Below are 17090 nucleotides of genomic sequence, written 5' to 3'. Positions count from 1 at the left end.
CTCGAACCTGCGGCCCGGCCGCGAAGCACGTCCGGTCAGGGGTCTTCGGACTCTGCGATCCCGATGGGACGCGGACGGGCTACGGTGTACCTAACGAAGCGGTGTCGGGCACATGCCCGCAAACCGTGAGAGAGGCGGCTCGGGGATGGCCGACCAGAGTTTCGGGGAATCCAGGAACGCGCTGCTTCCGCAGATGCGGATCGACGACCTGCTCGACGAGCTGATCTCCAGGGTGACTCAGATCCGGGCCACCCGCGACCGTGTCCAGCAGTTGCTGCAGGGAGTGCTGGCGGTGTCCGGCGGCCTGGAGCTGGACCAGGTGCTCCGCACCATCATCGAGACCGCGACCGAGCTGGTGGACGCCCGGTACGGGGCCCTCGGCGTCATCGACGGCGGCGGGGAGCGCCTGGAACGGTTCGTCACCGTGGGTCTGGCCCAGCAGGAGATCGACGCGATCGGGCCCTACCCCACTGGAATGGGGCTGCTCGGACAGCTGATCCGGCACCCCGAGCCGCTGCGGTTGGAGGACATCGCGGGGCATGAGGCGTCCTTCGGTTTCCCCGACAACCATCCGCCGATGCGGACCTTCCTCGGCGTCCCGATCCGGGTTCGCGACACGGTCTACGGCAACCTGTACCTGACGGAGAAGCACGGCGGCGCCGTCTTCGACGCCGACGACGAGACCCTGCTCACGACGCTGGCCGCGGCGGCGGGCGTGGCGATCGACAACGCCCGCCTGTATGACGACGCCCAGCGGCGCCAGCGCCGGATGGAGGCCACCGCCGAGTTGACTCGGGGTCTGCTGTCCGGTGTCGACTCCCGTGACGTGCTGGCCGTGTTGGTCGAGCGGGTCCGGAACCTGTCCGGGGCCGATCTGGTGATGGTGTCGCTTCCGGACGCCGCCACGGGGCAGCTGGTCGTCGAGGTCGCCAGTGGGGTCGGCGCCGAGCAGGTTTCGGGGGTGTCCCGGCCGGTCGAGGGGACCGAGACCGGCGCGGCGTTCACCGAGGGTGTCGGGCGGGCCGTCGTGGACGGTGAGTGGGATGACCGGCCGCTGTGGAAGGGGATCGGGTTGGGGCCGGCTTACATCGCCCCGCTGGGTGTGGTCGGCAAGGTGCGCGGTGTCCTGGTCGCGGGCAAGCGGTTCGGGGCGCTGCCGTTCGACGCCGCCGCGGTGCGCATGCTGACCGAGGTCGGGGGGCAGGCGGCGGTGGCGCTGGAGCTGGCCGCCCGCCGTGCCGACGCCGACGTGTTGGCCCTGTACGCCGACCGGGACCGGATCGGGCGCGATCTGCACGATCTGGCCATCCAGCGGCTGTTCGCCGCCGGTATGACGCTGCAGTCGGTGTTGAAGATCACTGAGAAGGCGTCGGTGCGCGAGCGCGTCACCAAGGCGGTGGAGGGCCTGGACGACACCATCAAGGTGATCCGCTCGACGATCTTCGCCCTGTCCGAGCACGCCGCCCCGGAGGCGGCGCCCGGGCTGCGGTCCCAGGTGCTGCAGGTGTGCCATGACGCCGCCGAAGTCCTGGGCTTCTCCCCGGCGGTCCGCTTCACCGGACCGGTCGACTTCGAGGCCCCGGAGGCGGCCGTCGAGCACGTGCTCGCGGTGACCCGCGAGGCGCTGTCCAACGTCGCGCGGCACGCGCGGGCCGCTCGCGTCGAGGTGGACCTGGAGACCGCCGACGGGTTCCTGGAACTGCGCGTCGCCGACGACGGGGTCGGGATCCCGGACGGTGGGCGCCGCAGCGGTTTGGCCAACATCGCCGAACGGGCCGCCGGGCTCGGTGGCGACTGCACGGTCGGGCCGAGGGAGAGCGGCGGGACGGTGCTGGTGTGGCGCGTGCCGCTGGATCGGTGACCGCGTCGGCGTGCGAGCCTCGGCCTCGGCCACCCGCACGGCCCCCCGGCAGAGGCGAAGGTCCCTGTCGGCCTGGAAGAGTGGCCGTGCCGCACAACTATGAGGACGGGACACAGCATCCCCAGGAGGGAGGATCCCGTGACCGGGTCGCTGAGTGTGCCGTGGGACGACCGGCTGCTGGAGTACGACTTCGGCCACGACCATCCGCTGGCGCCGGTGCGGGTGGAACTCACGATGGCGCTGGCCCGGTCGTTCGGTCTCATGGACCTCGCCGGCGTGGACGTGGTCGCCTTTCCACCTGCCGACGACGACCTCTTGGAACTGGTTCACTCCGCCGAGTACGTCAGGGCCGTCCGGCATTCCGCGTCAGTGACGCATGCCGAGCGCGGGCGGTTCGGCTTCGGGACCGACGACAACCCGTACTTCCCGGGCATGCACGAGGCCTCCGCGCGTATCGCCGGTGCCTCGGTCGCCGCCGCGCGCCAGGTGTGGAACGGGGTGAGCGAGCACGCCGTGAACGTCGCCGGCGGCCTCCATCACGCGATGCGCTCCCACGCCTCGGGGTTCTGCGTGTACAACGATCCGGCGATTGCCATCGCGTGGCTACTGCGCGCCGGTGCGGAGCGGGTCGCCTACGTCGATGTGGACGTGCATCACGGCGACGGGGTCCAGGCCGCGTTCTGGGACGATCCCAGAGTCCTGACGATCAGCCTGCACGAGCATCCCAGCACCCTGTTTCCCGGGACCGGCCTGCCGGAGGACGTCGGCGGGCCGGGCGCGGAGGGCAACGCGGTGAATGTCGCGCTTCCTGCCGGGACCGGGGACGAGGCATGGCTGCGGGCGTTCGACGCGGTGGTGCCGCCGCTGATCCGGGCCTTCGACCCGGATGCGCTGGTCACGCAGCACGGCTGCGACACCCACGCCCTGGACCCGCTGGCCCACCTGCTGCTCACGGTCGACGGGCAGCGTGCGGCGGCCGAACGGCTGCACCGGCTGGCCCACGAGACGGCGTCGGGGCGGTGGGTCGCGCTCGGCGGAGGAGGCTACGAGACGGTCGACGTCGTGCCGCGGGCCTGGACGCACCTGCTGGCCGAGGCCGCGGGGCACCCGATCGCGCCGGCGTCGGCGATTCCCGCCGAGTGGCTCGCCTTCGCCCGGGAGGTGACGGGTCGCACCGACGTGGTCTCGGTGATGACCGACGGACACCACCCGGCCCCGCGGCCGTGGAGCGCCGGGTACGACCCGGCCGACCCCGTCGACCGGGCCGTCATGCTGACCCGGCGCGCGGTGTTTCCTTGGCACGGGCTGTACCCGGAGCCGTGAGGCGGCCGGGGCGTCCGGGGGCTCCGGATCAGGGCCGTATGGCCCTGCCCTGAGGCCCTGGTCGAAGTCCATGCTGAAAGCGGGGAACGGGGGAACGCGACTCCTCTGCCCGGACCCCCCGCGACCTGCGCAGCGTGCAGGCGTTCAACGCCTTCTTCATCTGCCCGGTCGGCGGCGGCGGTCTGGCCGGCCTGTTCTAGACCCACCCGAAGTTGGAGCGCCGTCTGGACCAGCTCGCCCGGATCTCCGAGCAGCTGGGGCGGCTGGTCTGAGGAGGAACGGAAATGCGAGCCCTGATCATCTACGAGTCCGTGTTCGGCACCACCCACACCGTCGCCGACGCGATCGCCGAAGGCTTGCGCACCTCGGGCGAAGCGACCGTCGTCTCGGCCGCGGACGCCGAGGGGGCCGACCTCACGAACGTCGATCTCCTCATCATCGGAGCCCCGACACACCTGCACGGTCTGCCGGCGCTGTACACCCGTAAGTCAGCGCTTCGCGCGGCGGAGTCCGCTCAGGGCCGGCTCCACGCGGAACCCGGCGCGTCCGAGGCGTATGGCCTCAGGAGCGTGCTGGAAACCTTGCCCGTGGGCAGCCACGTCGAGCCGCAGGGCATTGCGGTGAAGCATCAGGTGGCCGCTGCCGCGTTCGACACCCGCCGATCCGGTCCGGCCCTGCTCACCGGCCGTGCCGGCCGCGCCATCGCCAAGCACCTGCGGCAGCGTGGTTACGCCAGTGCCGCGACGCCGGCCAGCTTCCTGGTGGACAGCGAGGACCAGCTGTTGGACGGCGAGATCGACCGCGCCGTCGCGTGGGGGAAGTCGCTCGCCGCCCACGACTCGTGACCGGTGTTCTGGTCGATGTCATGTTCATATCTGATCCCGGCGGGTACCACCGCCGAAGGACCCGGTGGCGGATGACAGAAGGCCCTCGCCGGATGTGAGACGCGGCGGTGGGGACGGACATGTCGATCGAGATCAAGAGGCGGTCATGAACAGATCTGCCGACACTACCCGCGACCTGCGCCGGGAGTCGCACGGCAGCGCGCGGATCGTGGCCTCCGGACGCGGGCGGGTGCGGATTCGGAAGTCCGCGAGTCGCAAACTGCGCGATCTGCCCGAGCTGGACCTCCGGACACCGTCCGGGCGGCTGATGCCGTTCTGAGTGGCGCTGCGGAGAAATTCAGGACCCGGATACGGTCGGCGACCGACTGACCGACCGACCGCATCGTCGAGAGCGACATCACTTGCGCGGTCTGGCCTAGGCGCGCGGAACGACTGCGACCGGGCAGTCCGCGTGGTGCAGCAGCGTGTGGGTGATCGGCCCGGGTCGCATGCCGAGGTGGCCGTCGCCGCGGCGGTGTGCGCCGGCGACGATCAGGTCCGCGTCCTGGGTCAGGCCGGTCAGTACCGCGCTCGGTGCGCCGTCCATGACTTCCACGGCGAGGTGGACGTCGGGGTGCTTGGCGTGCCAGGGGTTCAGCCGTCGGTCCAGGGCGGAGCGGATGTCGGCGATGGCGTGCTCCCGGACCGCGTCGAGGTTGTCATCCCTGGCCCAGTCCAGGTCCCAGACGTTGACCACCGTCAGCCGCGCGTTGCGGAGCGCGGCCTCGGCGAACGCGAAGCCCATCAGCTCCTCGCCGGGGTCCTCGACGTCCAGCGCGAGGACGACGGTGCCGGCGGGCTCCCGTGGCGTGCCGCGCACGACCATCGTGGGGCATGAGGCCAGTGTCAGTGTCCGCATCGACACCGAGCCCAGCAGCAGCCCGGTGAAGCCGCCGCGGCCGCGGTTGCCGAGGACCAGCAGGTCGGCATCGCGCGCGGCTTCGGCGATGGCGTCGGCGGTCGCGCCGGCGATGACCTTCGCCTCCACAGGCATCCCCGGGTAGCGGTTCCGCAGCCACTGCACGCCGTCGTCGGCGATCTTGTCGGCGGCCTCCTTTACGCCGGTTTGGAAGTCGGTCGGCATGTAGCCCATCGGCGAGGCGACGGCGACCGTGTGGTACCCGGTGACCACGGTGACGGCCGTGTCGCGCCAGGCAGCTTCGCGCCCGGCCTGGGCCAGCGCGCGGTCGCCCGACGGGCTCTGGTCGTAGGCGACGATGACGGTGCGTTTCATGATGAGTCCTTCGGTCAGCGCAGGCGGCGCAAGTAGGGATCGGTCTGCGTCCGGGGTTCCACCCGGATCCGGAAATCGGCGGCTGTGACACCGTTCGGCGTCGCTATCAGAGGATTGATCTCGGCCTCGGTGACGCAGGTCTGCTCGGCGGCCAGCAACGCCAGTCGCGACAGTGCGTCGCGCACTGCGGCCACGTCTCCGCCGGGACGGCCGCGGAAGCCGGCCAGCATCCGGGCCGCCCGCGTGGAGTGCACGAGTTCGTCGGCGTCCGCGCCGGTCAGCGGGGCAAGCCGGTAAGCGCGGTCGGCGGCCAGGTCGGTGGCGGTGCCGCCGGTGCCGAAGGCGACCAGCGGCCCGAAGACCGCGTCGTCGTCGACGCCGGCCAGCAGTTCGATCCCGTCGGGCGCCATCTCCTGCACCACCACGCCGGCCAGTTGCCCGCCGAACCGCTCGTGCAGCCGCCGCCAGCCGGCGCGGACCTCCTCGGGCCCGGACAGGCCGAGCAGCACGCCGCCGACGTCGCTCTTGTGGACCAGCTCGGGCCAGTACGCCTTCATCGCGACCGGGCCGTCCCAGACCGCCGCCGCGGTGACGGCGGTCTGCTCGTCGGCAGCCAGCACCAGGCGCGCGCAGCGGATGCCGTAGCAGGCCAGCAGATCGGCGGCACGGTCCGGGGGCAGCCAGCCGCCCTCGGGATGCGCGGCGAGGAACAGTGAGACCAGGCGTGCGGCGTCGCGCGAGCGGACGCCCGGCAGCTGCGGGACCTCGCCGCCGGGGCGGCGCAGCCATTCGGCGTAGTCGCAGGCGTGACTCAGGGCCCTGACCGCGGTCTCGGCGTCGCCGTAGCACGGCAGGAACCGCCCGTCGGCACCCATCACCGTCTCGACCCCGGCGGCCTGGTCCACCAGCACCGCGACCACCGGCATCGCACCGGTCCGGGCGTCGACGGCGAGCGTCGGCGACAGTTCGGCCAGCGCCGTCGGGACCAGTAGCAGGAGCACGGCGTCCGCCTCGCCGGAGGAGGCGACCGTCTCCACCGCGTCCCGCAGCGCCGCTCCGTTGGCTCCGGCTCCGGCGTCGACGGGATTGCCGCAGGCGGCGGCCGGGCGCAGCAGGGCACTGAGGCGCTCGCGCAGCGCGTCGCTGAACTCGGGGACGGTGAGGCCGGCCTCGGCGCACGCATCCGCGGCCAGCACCCCGGTGCCGCCGGCGTTGGACACCACCGCGACGCGGCGTCCGGTCGGCAGCAGGCCGGTCCGCAGCAGCGCCGCGGCCTCGACGAGCTCTGCGACCGAGCGGGTAGCGATGACGCCGGCCTGCCGATACAGCGCCTCCCGGGTGATGCCGGGGGTGATGGCCGCGCTGGTGTGGGAGGCGGCGGCGCGGGATCCGGCCGCGGATCGTCCGGCCATGACGGCCAGTACCGGTTTGGTGCGGGCGACGCGGCGGGCGTAGCGGGCGAACTTGCGGGGGTTGCCGAAGGATTCCAGGTGCAGCAGTACCAGTTCGGTCGCGGGATCGCGGGCCCACCAGGCGAGCAGGTCGTTGCCGGAGACGTCGGCCTTGTCGCCGAGGGAGGCGAAGGAGCCGGCGCCGATGCCCAGCCGCGACAGGTGGTCCAGGATCGCGATGCCCACGCCGCCGGATTGCACGCCCACGCCGGCCGTACCGCCCAGCGGGGTGTGCGGGCCGAACGTGGCGTCCATGGAGATGTCGGTTCCGAAGGAGGCGACGCCCAGGCCGTTGGGGCCGACCAGGCGCATGCCGTACCGGCGGCACACCGCCTTCAGCGTCGTGCCCACCGACTTCGGCACCGAGGAGGTGACCGCGGTCAGGGCTCTGATTCCGTGTCGGCCGCAGGCGATCGCGGCCTCGACCAGCGCCTCCGGCGGCACCGCCAGGACCGCCAGCTCGATCCGGTCCGGCAGCAGCTCGATCGAGCGCGCGCACGGCACCCCGGCGATCTCGTCCGCGTGCGGGTTCACCGCGAACAGCGGCCGGTCGAATTCGGCGGCGAGGAGGTGGTCCAGGATCGCCCGGCCGACGCCGCCGGGCCGGCGCCCGACACCGACCACCGCGACGCCGCGCGGCCGGAACAGCGGCTCCAGCGACGCGGCGCTGCCGGTGAACTCGCGGTCGGCGACGACCTCCAGGTAGGCGTCGTCCTCGGTGAGGTCGATCTCGTGGAAGACGGTGCTGCCGTGTTCGAAGGTGGCGCTGTGGTGCAGTCCGGCCGAGGCGATGACTCGTTTCATCGCCAGGTTCTCCGACAGGGTCTCGGCGACGAACGTCCGGATCCCGAGCGCGCGGGCGGCGTCGGCGAGGTGTTCCAGCAGCAGGGTGCCGATGCCGCGGCCGCGCAGCCGGTCGGCGACGGTGAAGCCGACTTCGGCGGCGTCGGCGTCGGCGCGGAGCCGCCAGGCCTCGCCCTCGCCGACGATCTCCTCGGCCTCGCCGCGTCGGACCGACACCACCAGGGCGATGCGATCCGGGTGCGGCTCGCACAACCGCTCGGCGGCGCTGCGGCCGGCGGCGGCGCCGGAGGCGAAGAACCGCATGCGCACGCTTTCCGGGGACAGCGCGGCGAACATCGCGTTCAAGCCGTCGAGGTCCTGCGGCGTGGTCGGCCGGATGGACACTGTGGTGCCGTCGGCGAGCAGCGCGTGGACGGGCTCGCCGGCCGGGGCGGCGGGCCTGGTGACGGGTGCCGCGCCGGTCATGCCGTCCACTTCCATTCGCGGATCTCCGGCAGGTCCTCGCCGTGCTCGATGATCCAGTCGCGGTGCCGGGCGCGGGCGTCGGTCATCGCCTGCCGCACCGCGGCGGCCTTCGGCGCCAGGCCCGGTACCCGGTCGATGACGTCGCAGACCAGCTTGAACCGGTCCATGTCGTTGCGGACCAGCATGTCGAACGGCGTCGTGGTGGTGCCCTGCTCCTTGTAGCCTCGCACGTGCAGGTTGGCGTGGCCGTGCCGGCGGTAGGCCAGGCGGTGGATCAGCGACGGGTAGCCGTGGAAGGCGAAGATGACCGGCGTGTCGACGGTGAAGATCGCGTCGAATTGCGCGTCCGGCAGTCCGTGGGGGTGTTCGGCCTCGGGTTGCAGGCGCATCAGGTCCACGACGTTGACCACGCGCACGCGCAGTCTGGGCAGGTGTTGGCGCAGCAGCTGGGAGGCGGCCAGGACCTCCAGGGTGGGGACGTCGCCGGCGCAGGCCAGCACCACGTCCGGTTCGGTGGCGAAGTCGTCCTCGGTGCCGGCCCAGTCCCAGATGCCCAGGCCGCGCTCGCAGTGCAGCAGCGCTTCTTCCGGGGTGAGCCAGTCCGGGCTGGGGTTCTTCCCGGCGACGATGACGTTGACCAGGTCGCGGCTGTTCAGGCAGTGTTCTGCGACGGATAGCAGGGTGTTGGCGTCCGGCGGCAGGTACAGGCGCACCACGTCGGCGGTCTTGTTGGCGACGTGGTCCAGGAATCCGGGGTCCTGGTGGGAGAAGCCGTTGTGGTCCTGGCGCCACACGTGCGAGGTGAGCAGGTAGTTCAGCGACGGCACCGGCGCGCGCCAGGGCAGCGCGCGTGCGGTCTTGAGCCACTTCACGTGCTGGTTGAGCATCGAGTCGATGATGTGGATGAAGGCCTCGTAGCAGGAGAACATTCCGTGCCGGCCGGTGAGCAGGTAGCCCTCCAGCCAGCCCTGGCACAGGTGCTCGGAGAGCACTTCCATGACCCGGCCGTCGGGGGCCAGGTGGTCGTCGGTCGGCTTGGTGGGCAGGGTCCAGACCCGGTTGGTGACCTCGAAGACGTCGTCCAGATGGTTGGAGGCGGTCTCGTCGGGGCCGAACAGCCGGAAGGTGTTGTGGGGTGCGTCGGCGGCGATGATGTCGCGCAGCCAGGTGCCCAGGACCCGTGTCGGCTCGTGGAGCGTCTCGCCGGGTTTGGCGACCGGGACGGCGTAGCCGTCGATCGGCGGCAGGTCCAGGGAGCGGGTGAGGACACCGCCGTTGGCGTGCCGGTTGGCGCCGATGCGCGCCTCGCCGTCGGGGACGCAGGTCAGGACGTCGGGCTTGGGGCGGCCGAAGTGGTCGAAGAGGTCGTCGGGGCGGTAGGACTTCATCCAGTCGACCAGCATGTGCCGGTGCTGCGGGTTTTCGCGGACGCCGGCCAGCGGGACCTGGTGGGAGTGGAACGTGCCCTCGATCTGCACGCCGTCCACGGTCTGCGGGCCGGTCCAGCCCTTCGGCGTGCGCAGGATGATCACCGGCCACGGCGGGACGCCGTTCTGGGCGGCCTTCGGGTTCCGCTTGACGTCCTGGATGAGCCGGATGGTGGCCAGGGCGCCGTCCAGGGCCTCGGCCATTTTGTTGTGCATCGCGTGCGGGTCGTCGCCGAACACCCAACGCGGGTCCCAGCCTTGGGCGGCGAGCAGGCCGTCGAGCTGTTCGCGGGGGATGCGGTCCAGGACGGTCGGGTTGGCGATCTTGTAGCCGTTCAGGTGCAGGATCGGCAGGACCGCGCCGTCGCGGGCGGGATTCAGGAACCTGACGGACTGCCAGGAGGTGGCCAGCGGCCCGGTCTCGGCCTCGCCGTCGCCGACGACGCAGGCCACGATCAAATCGGGGTTGTCGAAGGCGGCGCCGAAGGCGTGCGCCAGGCTGTAGCCGAGCTCGCCGCCCTCGTGGATGGAGCCGGGCACGTTCGCGGCGATGTGGCTGGGGACGCCGCCGGGCGCGGAGAACGCGGCGAACAGCTTGGTCATGCCGGCCTCGTCGCGGGTGACGTCCGGGTAGTGGTCGGTGTAGGTGCCGTCCAGCCAGGAGCAGGCCAGCGCCGCCGGACCGCCGTGGCCCGGGCCCAGGACCGTGATCAGGTCCAGGTCGTGCTCGGTGATCAGGCGGTTGAGATGGGCGTGGACGAAGTTCAGGCCGGGGCTGGTGCCCCAGTGGCCGAGCAGCCGCGGCTTGATGTCCGACGGCTCCAGGCCGCGGTGCAGCAGGGCGTTGTCGCGCAGGTAGATCTGGCCGGCGGCCAGGTAGTTCGCCGCGCGCCAGTAGCGGTCCACGGTGTTGAGGCGCACGGTGTCGAGGCGCACGGAGTCGAGGTGGACGGCGTGGTCATGGATGGTCATGGCAACAGGACCTTTTCTCCCGGGCAGGGGACGACGGCCGTCCACCGCAGACGTTCGGTGATGCGCTCACGCAGGAACTCGGCGGCCTTCGGCTCGCCGTGGACGAGGTAGGTGGCGGTCGGGGCCGGCGCGGTGCCGAGCCAGTGGAGGATCTCGGGGTAGTCGGCGTGCGCCGACAGGCCGGACAGCTGCACGATCCGGGCGCGGACGGGGACGTAGCGGCCGTGTATCTTCAGTGCCTTGGCGCCCTCGGCCAGATCGCGGGCCCGGGTGCCGACGGCGGCGAAGCCGACGATGAGCACCGTGTTGCGCGGGTCCGGGAGCGCGGCCTCCAGGTGGTGCAGGACGCGGCCGCCGGTGGCCATGCCCGAGGCCGAGATCACGATCTGCGGGCCGTTGTGGGTGTCGATGCGGCGGGACTCCTCCTGGGTCCGGGCCAGGCGCAGCCGCGGCGGGTTCAGCTCGGCGAGGCCGTTTTCGGTGATGGTGGGCAGGAACTGCGGACGGTGGTCCTTCAGGGCCTGGGAATAGACGTCGAGCGCGGCCAGCGCCATGGGGCTGTCGACGTAGATCGGGGCGTCGCGCAGCACGCCGCGCTGGGCCAGGCCGGCCAGCTCGTGCAGGATCATCTCGGTGCGGTCCACGGCGAAGGCGGGGATGAGCACCGTTCCGCCGTGCCGGAGCGTGGAGCCGATGGCGTCTTCGAAGCTCGACGCAGAGGTGGCGTCGTCGTGGCGGCGGTTGCCGTAGGTCGATTCGAGCACCAAGGTGTCGGCGCCATCGAAAGGGTCCGGCGGCCGCAGCAGCGGGTGGCGCGGGCGGCCCAGGTCTCCGGAGAAGGCGATCGTCGAGGTCTGCGACGCCCCTTCCACCCCGTCGAGGGTCAGCTTGGCCCACGCCGAGCCGAGGATGTGGCCGGCGTTGTACAGCCGGCAGCCGATTCCGTCGGCGATCCGGGCCGGAGCGTCGAAGTCGAGGGCGACGAAGTGGTCCAGGCAGCGTTCGACGTCCTTGGTGTCGTACAACGGCAGGGCCGGGGTGTGCTTGCTCCAGCCGTGCTGGTTGGCGTGCTCGGCTTCCTCCTCCAGCAGATGCGCGGAGTCGCGCAGCACGATCTCGGCCAGCGCGATGGTCTCCGGCGTGGCGTGGACGGCGCCGGCGAAACCCTCCTTGACCAGCCGCGGCAGGTAGCCGCAGTGGTCCAGGTGCGCATGCGTGACGACCACGGCGTCGATGCCGTCGGCCGCGACGGGCAGCGGCTGCCAGTTGCGCCGCCGCAGCTCGCCCAGGCCCTGGAACAGGCCACAGTCCACCAGCACCGAGGCCTGCGGGGTGCGCACGAGGTACTTGCTCCCGGTCACCGTGCCGGCACCGCCCAGGAAGGTCAGCGTTGTACCTCCCGAAAAGCGGGCGGCCGGTTGTGGTGCGCTCATGGCTTCTCCTCGCCTGCCGACGTGGCGTCTGCGGCCACATCGCCAGCATCGTCCGGTCCGGCACCGCCCGGCAGCGGCGCAAGGCCCGGTCGAGAAGGGACCTTCGGCCCGGTCGGGGTGGCGCCGGACGGCCGGTTCGACGTCAGGTGCGCAAGCAGGACTCGAACGTCACTATGGCCGACGCTGAGCTGGCGGCCTTGTACGCCGACCGCGACCGGGCCGGACATGGTCGGGCAGTCTGGGTGACCTCGGTGCCGAGATATCTCGACACCGAGGTGGGGGTCTGGCCGACCCAGCCCTTGCCGTTGCGCCCTGATTGCGCCGGCGATGAGCAGTGGCTGGCTGCCAGAGATTGATGGCTTCGATCTGGACGGTCGCAGCGCGTGCCCGCCTACGAGCTCTGTCCTACGAGCTCTGCGGGCTGTAAGAGAGCCGGCGGTTCGGGCGGGGATCCAGTTGCGGCGTTCGAGCGGCGCGAAAGCAGGCATCCCGTCAGCGCGGTGGCCAGACCCGCCAACCCGGCCGCCGCGAAGCCGCTGGTCGGCGTGGACAAGTCGATTGCTCCCCCGACCATCGGGGATCCGATGGCGAAGCCCGCGCTCAGTGCCGAGGATTGCAGGCCGGTGGCCTCGCCCCGGACGCCGGCGGGCGCGAGCCGGCTCACCGCGTCGGCCACGGTGGACAGTGTCGGCGCGGTGAGCAGTCCGGCGCCGATGCCGGCCACGCACAGCGCGGGCCAGCTGTGGGCGAGTGCGGCGGGAACGGTCGCCAGTCCGAGTCCTGCGAGCAGCAGCGGCGTGGGCAGCGGACGGGACAGCGTGCCGTATACGAGCCCGCCGACAATCGAGGACACGCCGTAGACCGCCACGACCAGGCCGGCCCAGGATACCTGGCCGGCTGCTTTGAGGGTGGCCACGATGGCCAGCTCGGTGCCGCTGAGCAGCACCGTGGTGCCGAACGCCATCACCAGGACGGCGATCATGTTCGGGCCCAGCCACTCCCGGCGGCGGGGGCGGACGGTCGGGCCGGCATCTGCCTCGTCCTCGGCCCGCAGCGGTGGGTTGAGCAGGGCGATGCCCGCTCCGCCCAGCGCGATCGCGGCGCCGGCGCCCCACGCCACCGCACCGGGGGACGTCGCCGCCGCGCAGATGATCACGATCGGCGGGCCGAGCACGTACGACAGCTCGCCTTGTACCGATTCCAGCGCGAACGCGGCCCGGCGCTGCCCCGCGGTCGTCGTCGCCGAGATCGCCTGCCTGGTCACCAGTTGGGCCGGCACCATCAGCAGACCCGCTGCGAAGGCGGCGCCCGAGAGAATCGGATACGGCAGGACAGGCACACTCAGCCAGAACACGACCTGTACCGCAGCGGTGGACAGCAGCACGACGCGCGCGCCTCGCCGGTCAATCATGCGGCCGAGCAGCGGCCCGCCCAGCGCCAACCCCGCGGTGAGAGCCGCTGCGACACCACCGGCTGCCGCGTAGCTCCTGTGCAGGCCGAGCACGACATACAACGTCAGCGTCATCATGTCGGCCGCGAGCGCGGCGCGGGCGAGCAGCGAAACGCTGAGCAACGCCGCCAACCCCGGCACAGCGAGTACTTGTCGATATCTGAGCACCTTCGAGACGTTAGAACGCTCGTGCCGCCATAGGAAGTGGCGATTTTGTTGGGCCTGGCATAATGGCTGCTTATGGCCAGAGATCTTGAGACCGCGCTCCTACGGTCGTTCGTCACCGCCGTGCGGGTCGGCAGCATCAGCCGGGCCGCGACAGCCCTCGGACATACCCAACCCGCACTCAGCCAGCAGCTGCGCAAGCTCGAAAACACTGTCGGGCGCCCACTGCTGCACCGATCGTCCTCCGGAGTCCTGCCGACCAGGGCCGGTGAGGAACTCCTGCCATACGCCGAACGCATCCTGTCGCTGTCCGAACAAGCACTCAGCGAAGCCGGACGCGCGCTCACCGGCCACTGCGGCATCGGGCTGCTCGAAGATCTCGCCGCCTACCAGCTTCCGCAGGCGTTCGCCGACCTGGCCCGGCTGCACCCCGACGCGACGCTGGAGGTGCTCAGCCTCTCCACCGCCGAGATGCGGCAGGCCTACGATGCGCGCCGCGTCCAACTCGTGCTCGACGCGGTGGGGGATCTTCCCGGCCCGCCGCGCTGGACGGTGCGTCGCCCCCTGGTGTGGGCGATCGGCCAAGGCGTCGACGTAACGGCGGATCCGCTGCCGGTGGTGCTTTTCTCGAACCCGTGCTTCTGGCGCACGTCGTTGTTGGAGTCGCTGGAGCGTGCCGACCGTCGCTGGCGGGTGGCGTTCGAGAGCAACAGCCTGGCCGGTGTGCTCGCAGCGCTGCGGGCCGGGCTGGGCGTCGCGGCGCTCATGCCGTCGAACCTCGAACCGGCGATGGCCGGCCACGACCCGGAGGCCCTGCCGCTCTTGCCGGACCTCGAACTCGGTCTCACGCGGCATCCACGCAGCGAAGGCGATCTGCTGGTCGACGCCGTGGAGACCGCTTTGCGACGGACGATCTGAGTTGGATGGAGCGCGGTCGGCGCCAACGCTTCAACCTCTCATGAGGTCATCACCCGCCACATGACGAACAGCCCGCCCGCGTACACCGCGATACCAGCCGGCAGGCCGCCCCACATCCAACCGCCCCGCCACCACAGACCCAACCCGATCGACACACCGGCCGCCGCGACCAGCCCCACCCACGGGGCACCCCACATCGTCAGCACCCCCGCCCCCGTGCACACGAACGCCGGGTTGTCCTTCGAGCAGTCATCCGTCGCGAAGATCGACAGAAACATGGCCAGGCAGTTCAGCAGTGCCCCCAGCCCGGCGAGCACACCGACCACCACCAGGTAGGCCGTCGGCAACCGCTGCGGACCCACCGCATTCACTCCATACGCACCAGAGACCATGACGCCCCGCCTACTCGGCCTGTTCGGATATCAGCCATCGTAGAAACCGGAGTGATCACACCGCCTGAGTGCTGATACTCAATGTCCCGCGCCCGGTACTCACATCCCCACGGGTACGCCGGGCGTGCGTCGTGAGTCCCAACGCGGTGACCACCCAACCCGCCTGCGCGCCGAGGGGTTCTGTGGTGGACACGATTCGCGCCGCAACGGCAAACGGCGACAAAAAACGCAACGCCGCGTCAGTTATCGAAGTTCCCCGGTCGCGTTCCATCGTGTCCGCATCGCGTTCCATTCTGTTCCAGAACGTATCAGACCGTTGTGGTCGATCTCCAGGCGTGCGGAAACTAAGCACAGACAACTCAGCGCACCTCGCGGCCCCGGGAGGCAAGAAGAACCACTTGCGCGCGGAGCCCGTCGTGACACCGAGTGCGGGTCACGATGAGGGCGTGGGCATCTTGGAAGGCCATCCGCGAAATCCCGCTGTTGCGTTTCATTCCGGTGGCGTCCGAGCAGCGCAGCGGACGTGAAAATCTCATCGCCGGGTCGTACCGGCTTCGACTTCCCTTTGCTTTCGCTGTTTGGTCGCAGACGGGCATGGGGATGCAGAGGACCTTCCGTTGGCGCGGAAGGTCCTCACCTTTTCCAGGGTTCCCACCTCGGGGAAAACAGCTCATGGGTTTCCGGCCGTCGAATACCTTGTCGGGGCGACTCGTTTAAGGGTATTGACAAAGCGAAGGATGTCGGCGCGGGCAAAGTAAGATCGCCGGGCATTTCACCCCTTACGGCGACCTCCCTGCCCTTTGTCGTGGCATTGTGTAACCCAGGGCCCTGTTGTAATACTGGCGATAGCCCAGTGTGCCGCGCCAACGGCACGCGAACCCCGAGGCGACCGGCCCGGCTCGACGGATCGCCCTGAATTCCGCTCGGATTCAAGAAAGTCCCGTCTGCGACCAATCCGCGAAAGGCGGTGCACACGGTGAACGACGCTACCCGAATTCGGATCATCGTCGCATGCGCGATCGACGTCTCGGTCTTCATGCTCACAGCCCTGATATTCGTGCATGGAATCGCCATCGCCCGATCCATCCTGGCCGCCTCGCTGTCCGGCCTCGTCTCCGCCCTGACCATCCTTTGGATTCTCAAGGCCATCGCGCCGGTCGAAGCCGAGGTCGGGGCCACGACCGGGGCCGAGTCCGGGGCCGACTCCGACTCCGAGGCCGATGAACGGCAGCGGTCCCGCATCGGATCGGTGCACATCCCCAACCACACCGCGCGGCCGGACTACGACCGCGCTCGACCGCTCCGCTAGGCCGGCCTGCCGGGGAACACCACCGTGTTCCCCGGCCCTCCGATTTGGGAGTCCCATTGAACGAACAGGTTCACGGGCAGCCGACAGTCCTGCGTGACTTCTCCTGCGCGCTGCGCAGGCGTCGACGGGCAGCCGGAGACATGCCGCTTCGCGACATCGCGCGCCGCTCGATCCAGGTGAGCAGCGGCCGCGCCCTTTCGATCGCAACCCTTTCCCGGCTCCTGAACGCCATGTCGATGCCCGGCTGGGACACGGTGCGGACGTTCCTGCTGAGCATCGGGGTCTCCGAGCACGAAGTGCAGACCGTCTGGCTTCCGGCGTGGACCCGGCTGGCCGACGCGGTGCGGCCGCTGGACGATCAGGCCGGGACCGAGGCCGGCCACGTGGTTGCCATCGCCACGACCCCCTGTCACCTGTGCGGGGTGATCGCGCCGGACTCCATGATGCACACGATCTGGCACGCCGGGATCCAGGCCCGCGAGGAACTGCTACTGGAGCAGGTCGCCCGGCTCACCGCCGAACGCGACGCCGCCCTGCGGGTCCGCGCGGCCCGGCGGCCCGCCGCCGAGCAGGAGCCGGGCGCCGTGCCCCGACTGCGGATCGTCAGTGAATGAGCAGTCATGGGATTTCCTCTACGTCACACCACTGACCCGACATTCGCCAGATTCGCCAGTGGCATGCATGCTCATGAAGCGGATAGGGCACCGATAATGTAAAAACCCGTTTTGGGGTGTGACGACAGGACCTATCGGTACGGGTTGACGCGCTCATTTGGGGGAGGGACTTCGTATGGGGAGTCAGAGACTGCAAGATTCACACCGTGCGCTGCTGGGATTCTTCGGAGCTCTGGCCTTCGCCGTGTTCGGCGCCGTGGCGGTCGCGGTGATCGCCCGGATCGGCACCAGGGACGGCCTCAGCATCGGATTCTCCGTGATCGGTGCGGCGCTTCTTCCGCTACTGGCATTCGGATATCTGGGACTCACCACTATGAGGCCACGTGCC

General features: G+C 70.6%; 13 protein-coding genes. 7 read left to right on the top strand and 6 right to left on the bottom strand.

The annotated features are described in order from the left end of the window. Positions 1 to 145 precede the first annotated feature (145 nt). The 4 genes from ABH935_RS16955 (at position 146) to ABH935_RS16940 (ending at position 4348) form a co-directional block, all read left to right on the top strand. A complete protein-coding gene (locus ABH935_RS16955) occupies positions 146 to 1861 on the top strand; it encodes a GAF domain-containing protein (RefSeq protein ID WP_370378848.1) in 1716 nt (571 codons plus the stop codon). A gap of 138 nt (positions 1862 to 1999) precedes the next feature. Further along, positions 2000 to 3184, top strand: a complete 1185-nt coding sequence (locus tag ABH935_RS16950; protein WP_370378847.1) for an acetoin utilization protein AcuC — start codon at positions 2000 to 2002, stop codon at positions 3182 to 3184. Positions 3185 to 3468: 284 nt separating this feature from the next. After that, positions 3469 to 4029, top strand: a complete 561-nt coding sequence (locus ABH935_RS16945; protein WP_370378846.1) for a flavodoxin family protein — start codon at positions 3469 to 3471, stop codon at positions 4027 to 4029. Positions 4030 to 4174: 145 nt separating this feature from the next. Next, on the top strand, positions 4175 to 4348 hold the full coding sequence (locus ABH935_RS16940; protein WP_370378845.1) for a hypothetical protein: 174 nt from the start codon (positions 4175 to 4177) through the stop codon (positions 4346 to 4348). 96 nt (positions 4349 to 4444) lie between these two features. Here the strand turns inward: ABH935_RS16940 and ABH935_RS16935 are convergent, their stop codons facing one another. The 5 genes from ABH935_RS16935 to ABH935_RS16915 form a co-directional block, all read right to left on the bottom strand. Next, the gene (locus tag ABH935_RS16935) at positions 4445 to 5302 is read right to left on the bottom strand and encodes a universal stress protein (RefSeq protein ID WP_370378844.1); all 858 of its coding nucleotides are present in this window, start codon (positions 5300 to 5302) and stop codon (positions 4445 to 4447) included. A gap of 14 nt (positions 5303 to 5316) precedes the next feature. Beyond that, a complete protein-coding gene (locus ABH935_RS16930; RefSeq protein WP_370378843.1) occupies positions 5317 to 8037 on the bottom strand; it encodes a GNAT family N-acetyltransferase in 2721 nt (906 codons plus the stop codon). Next, positions 8019 to 10421: a phosphoketolase gene (locus tag ABH935_RS16925; RefSeq protein WP_370378842.1), complete on the bottom strand. Its 2403-nt coding sequence runs from the start codon at positions 10419 to 10421 to the stop codon at positions 8019 to 8021. Before ABH935_RS16925 ends, ABH935_RS16930 begins: the two co-directional genes overlap by 19 nt. Next, a complete protein-coding gene (locus tag ABH935_RS16920) occupies positions 10418 to 11854 on the bottom strand; it encodes an MBL fold metallo-hydrolase RNA specificity domain-containing protein (RefSeq protein ID WP_370378841.1) in 1437 nt (478 codons plus the stop codon). The genes ABH935_RS16925 and ABH935_RS16920 overlap by 4 nt, the downstream gene beginning before the upstream one ends. Positions 11855 to 12245: 391 nt before the next feature. Next, entirely contained in the window at positions 12246 to 13472 is a 1227-nt protein-coding gene (locus ABH935_RS16915; RefSeq protein ID WP_370378840.1) for an MFS transporter, read from the bottom strand. Between the two features lie 72 nt (positions 13473 to 13544). Here ABH935_RS16915 and ABH935_RS16910 point away from each other — a divergent pair, with 72 nt between their 5' ends. Further along, positions 13545 to 14387 (top strand): LysR family transcriptional regulator, encoded by an 843-nt coding sequence (locus ABH935_RS16910; RefSeq protein ID WP_370378839.1) that lies wholly within the window; start codon positions 13545 to 13547, stop codon positions 14385 to 14387. A 38-nt stretch (positions 14388 to 14425) separates the two neighbouring features. On the opposite strand, the gene ABH935_RS16905 is transcribed toward ABH935_RS16910, so the two are convergent. After that, positions 14426 to 14749 (bottom strand): hypothetical protein, encoded by a 324-nt coding sequence (locus tag ABH935_RS16905; RefSeq protein ID WP_370378838.1) that lies wholly within the window; start codon positions 14747 to 14749, stop codon positions 14426 to 14428. A 1006-nt stretch (positions 14750 to 15755) separates the two neighbouring features. Between ABH935_RS16905 and ABH935_RS16900 the strand changes: the two genes are divergently transcribed. After that, on the top strand, positions 15756 to 16088 hold the full coding sequence (locus ABH935_RS16900) for a hypothetical protein (protein ID WP_370378837.1): 333 nt from the start codon (positions 15756 to 15758) through the stop codon (positions 16086 to 16088). A gap of 140 nt (positions 16089 to 16228) precedes the next feature. Next, a complete protein-coding gene (locus tag ABH935_RS16895) occupies positions 16229 to 16702 on the top strand; it encodes a hypothetical protein (RefSeq protein ID WP_370378836.1) in 474 nt (157 codons plus the stop codon). Positions 16703 to 17090: the final 388 nt, after the last annotated feature.

Origin of the sequence: Catenulispora sp. GAS73 (assembly GCF_041262085.1) — a bacterium.
Classification (GTDB): domain Bacteria; phylum Actinomycetota; class Actinomycetes; order Streptomycetales; family Catenulisporaceae; genus Catenulispora.
This window is presented reverse-complemented; position numbering and strand designations above follow the sequence as displayed.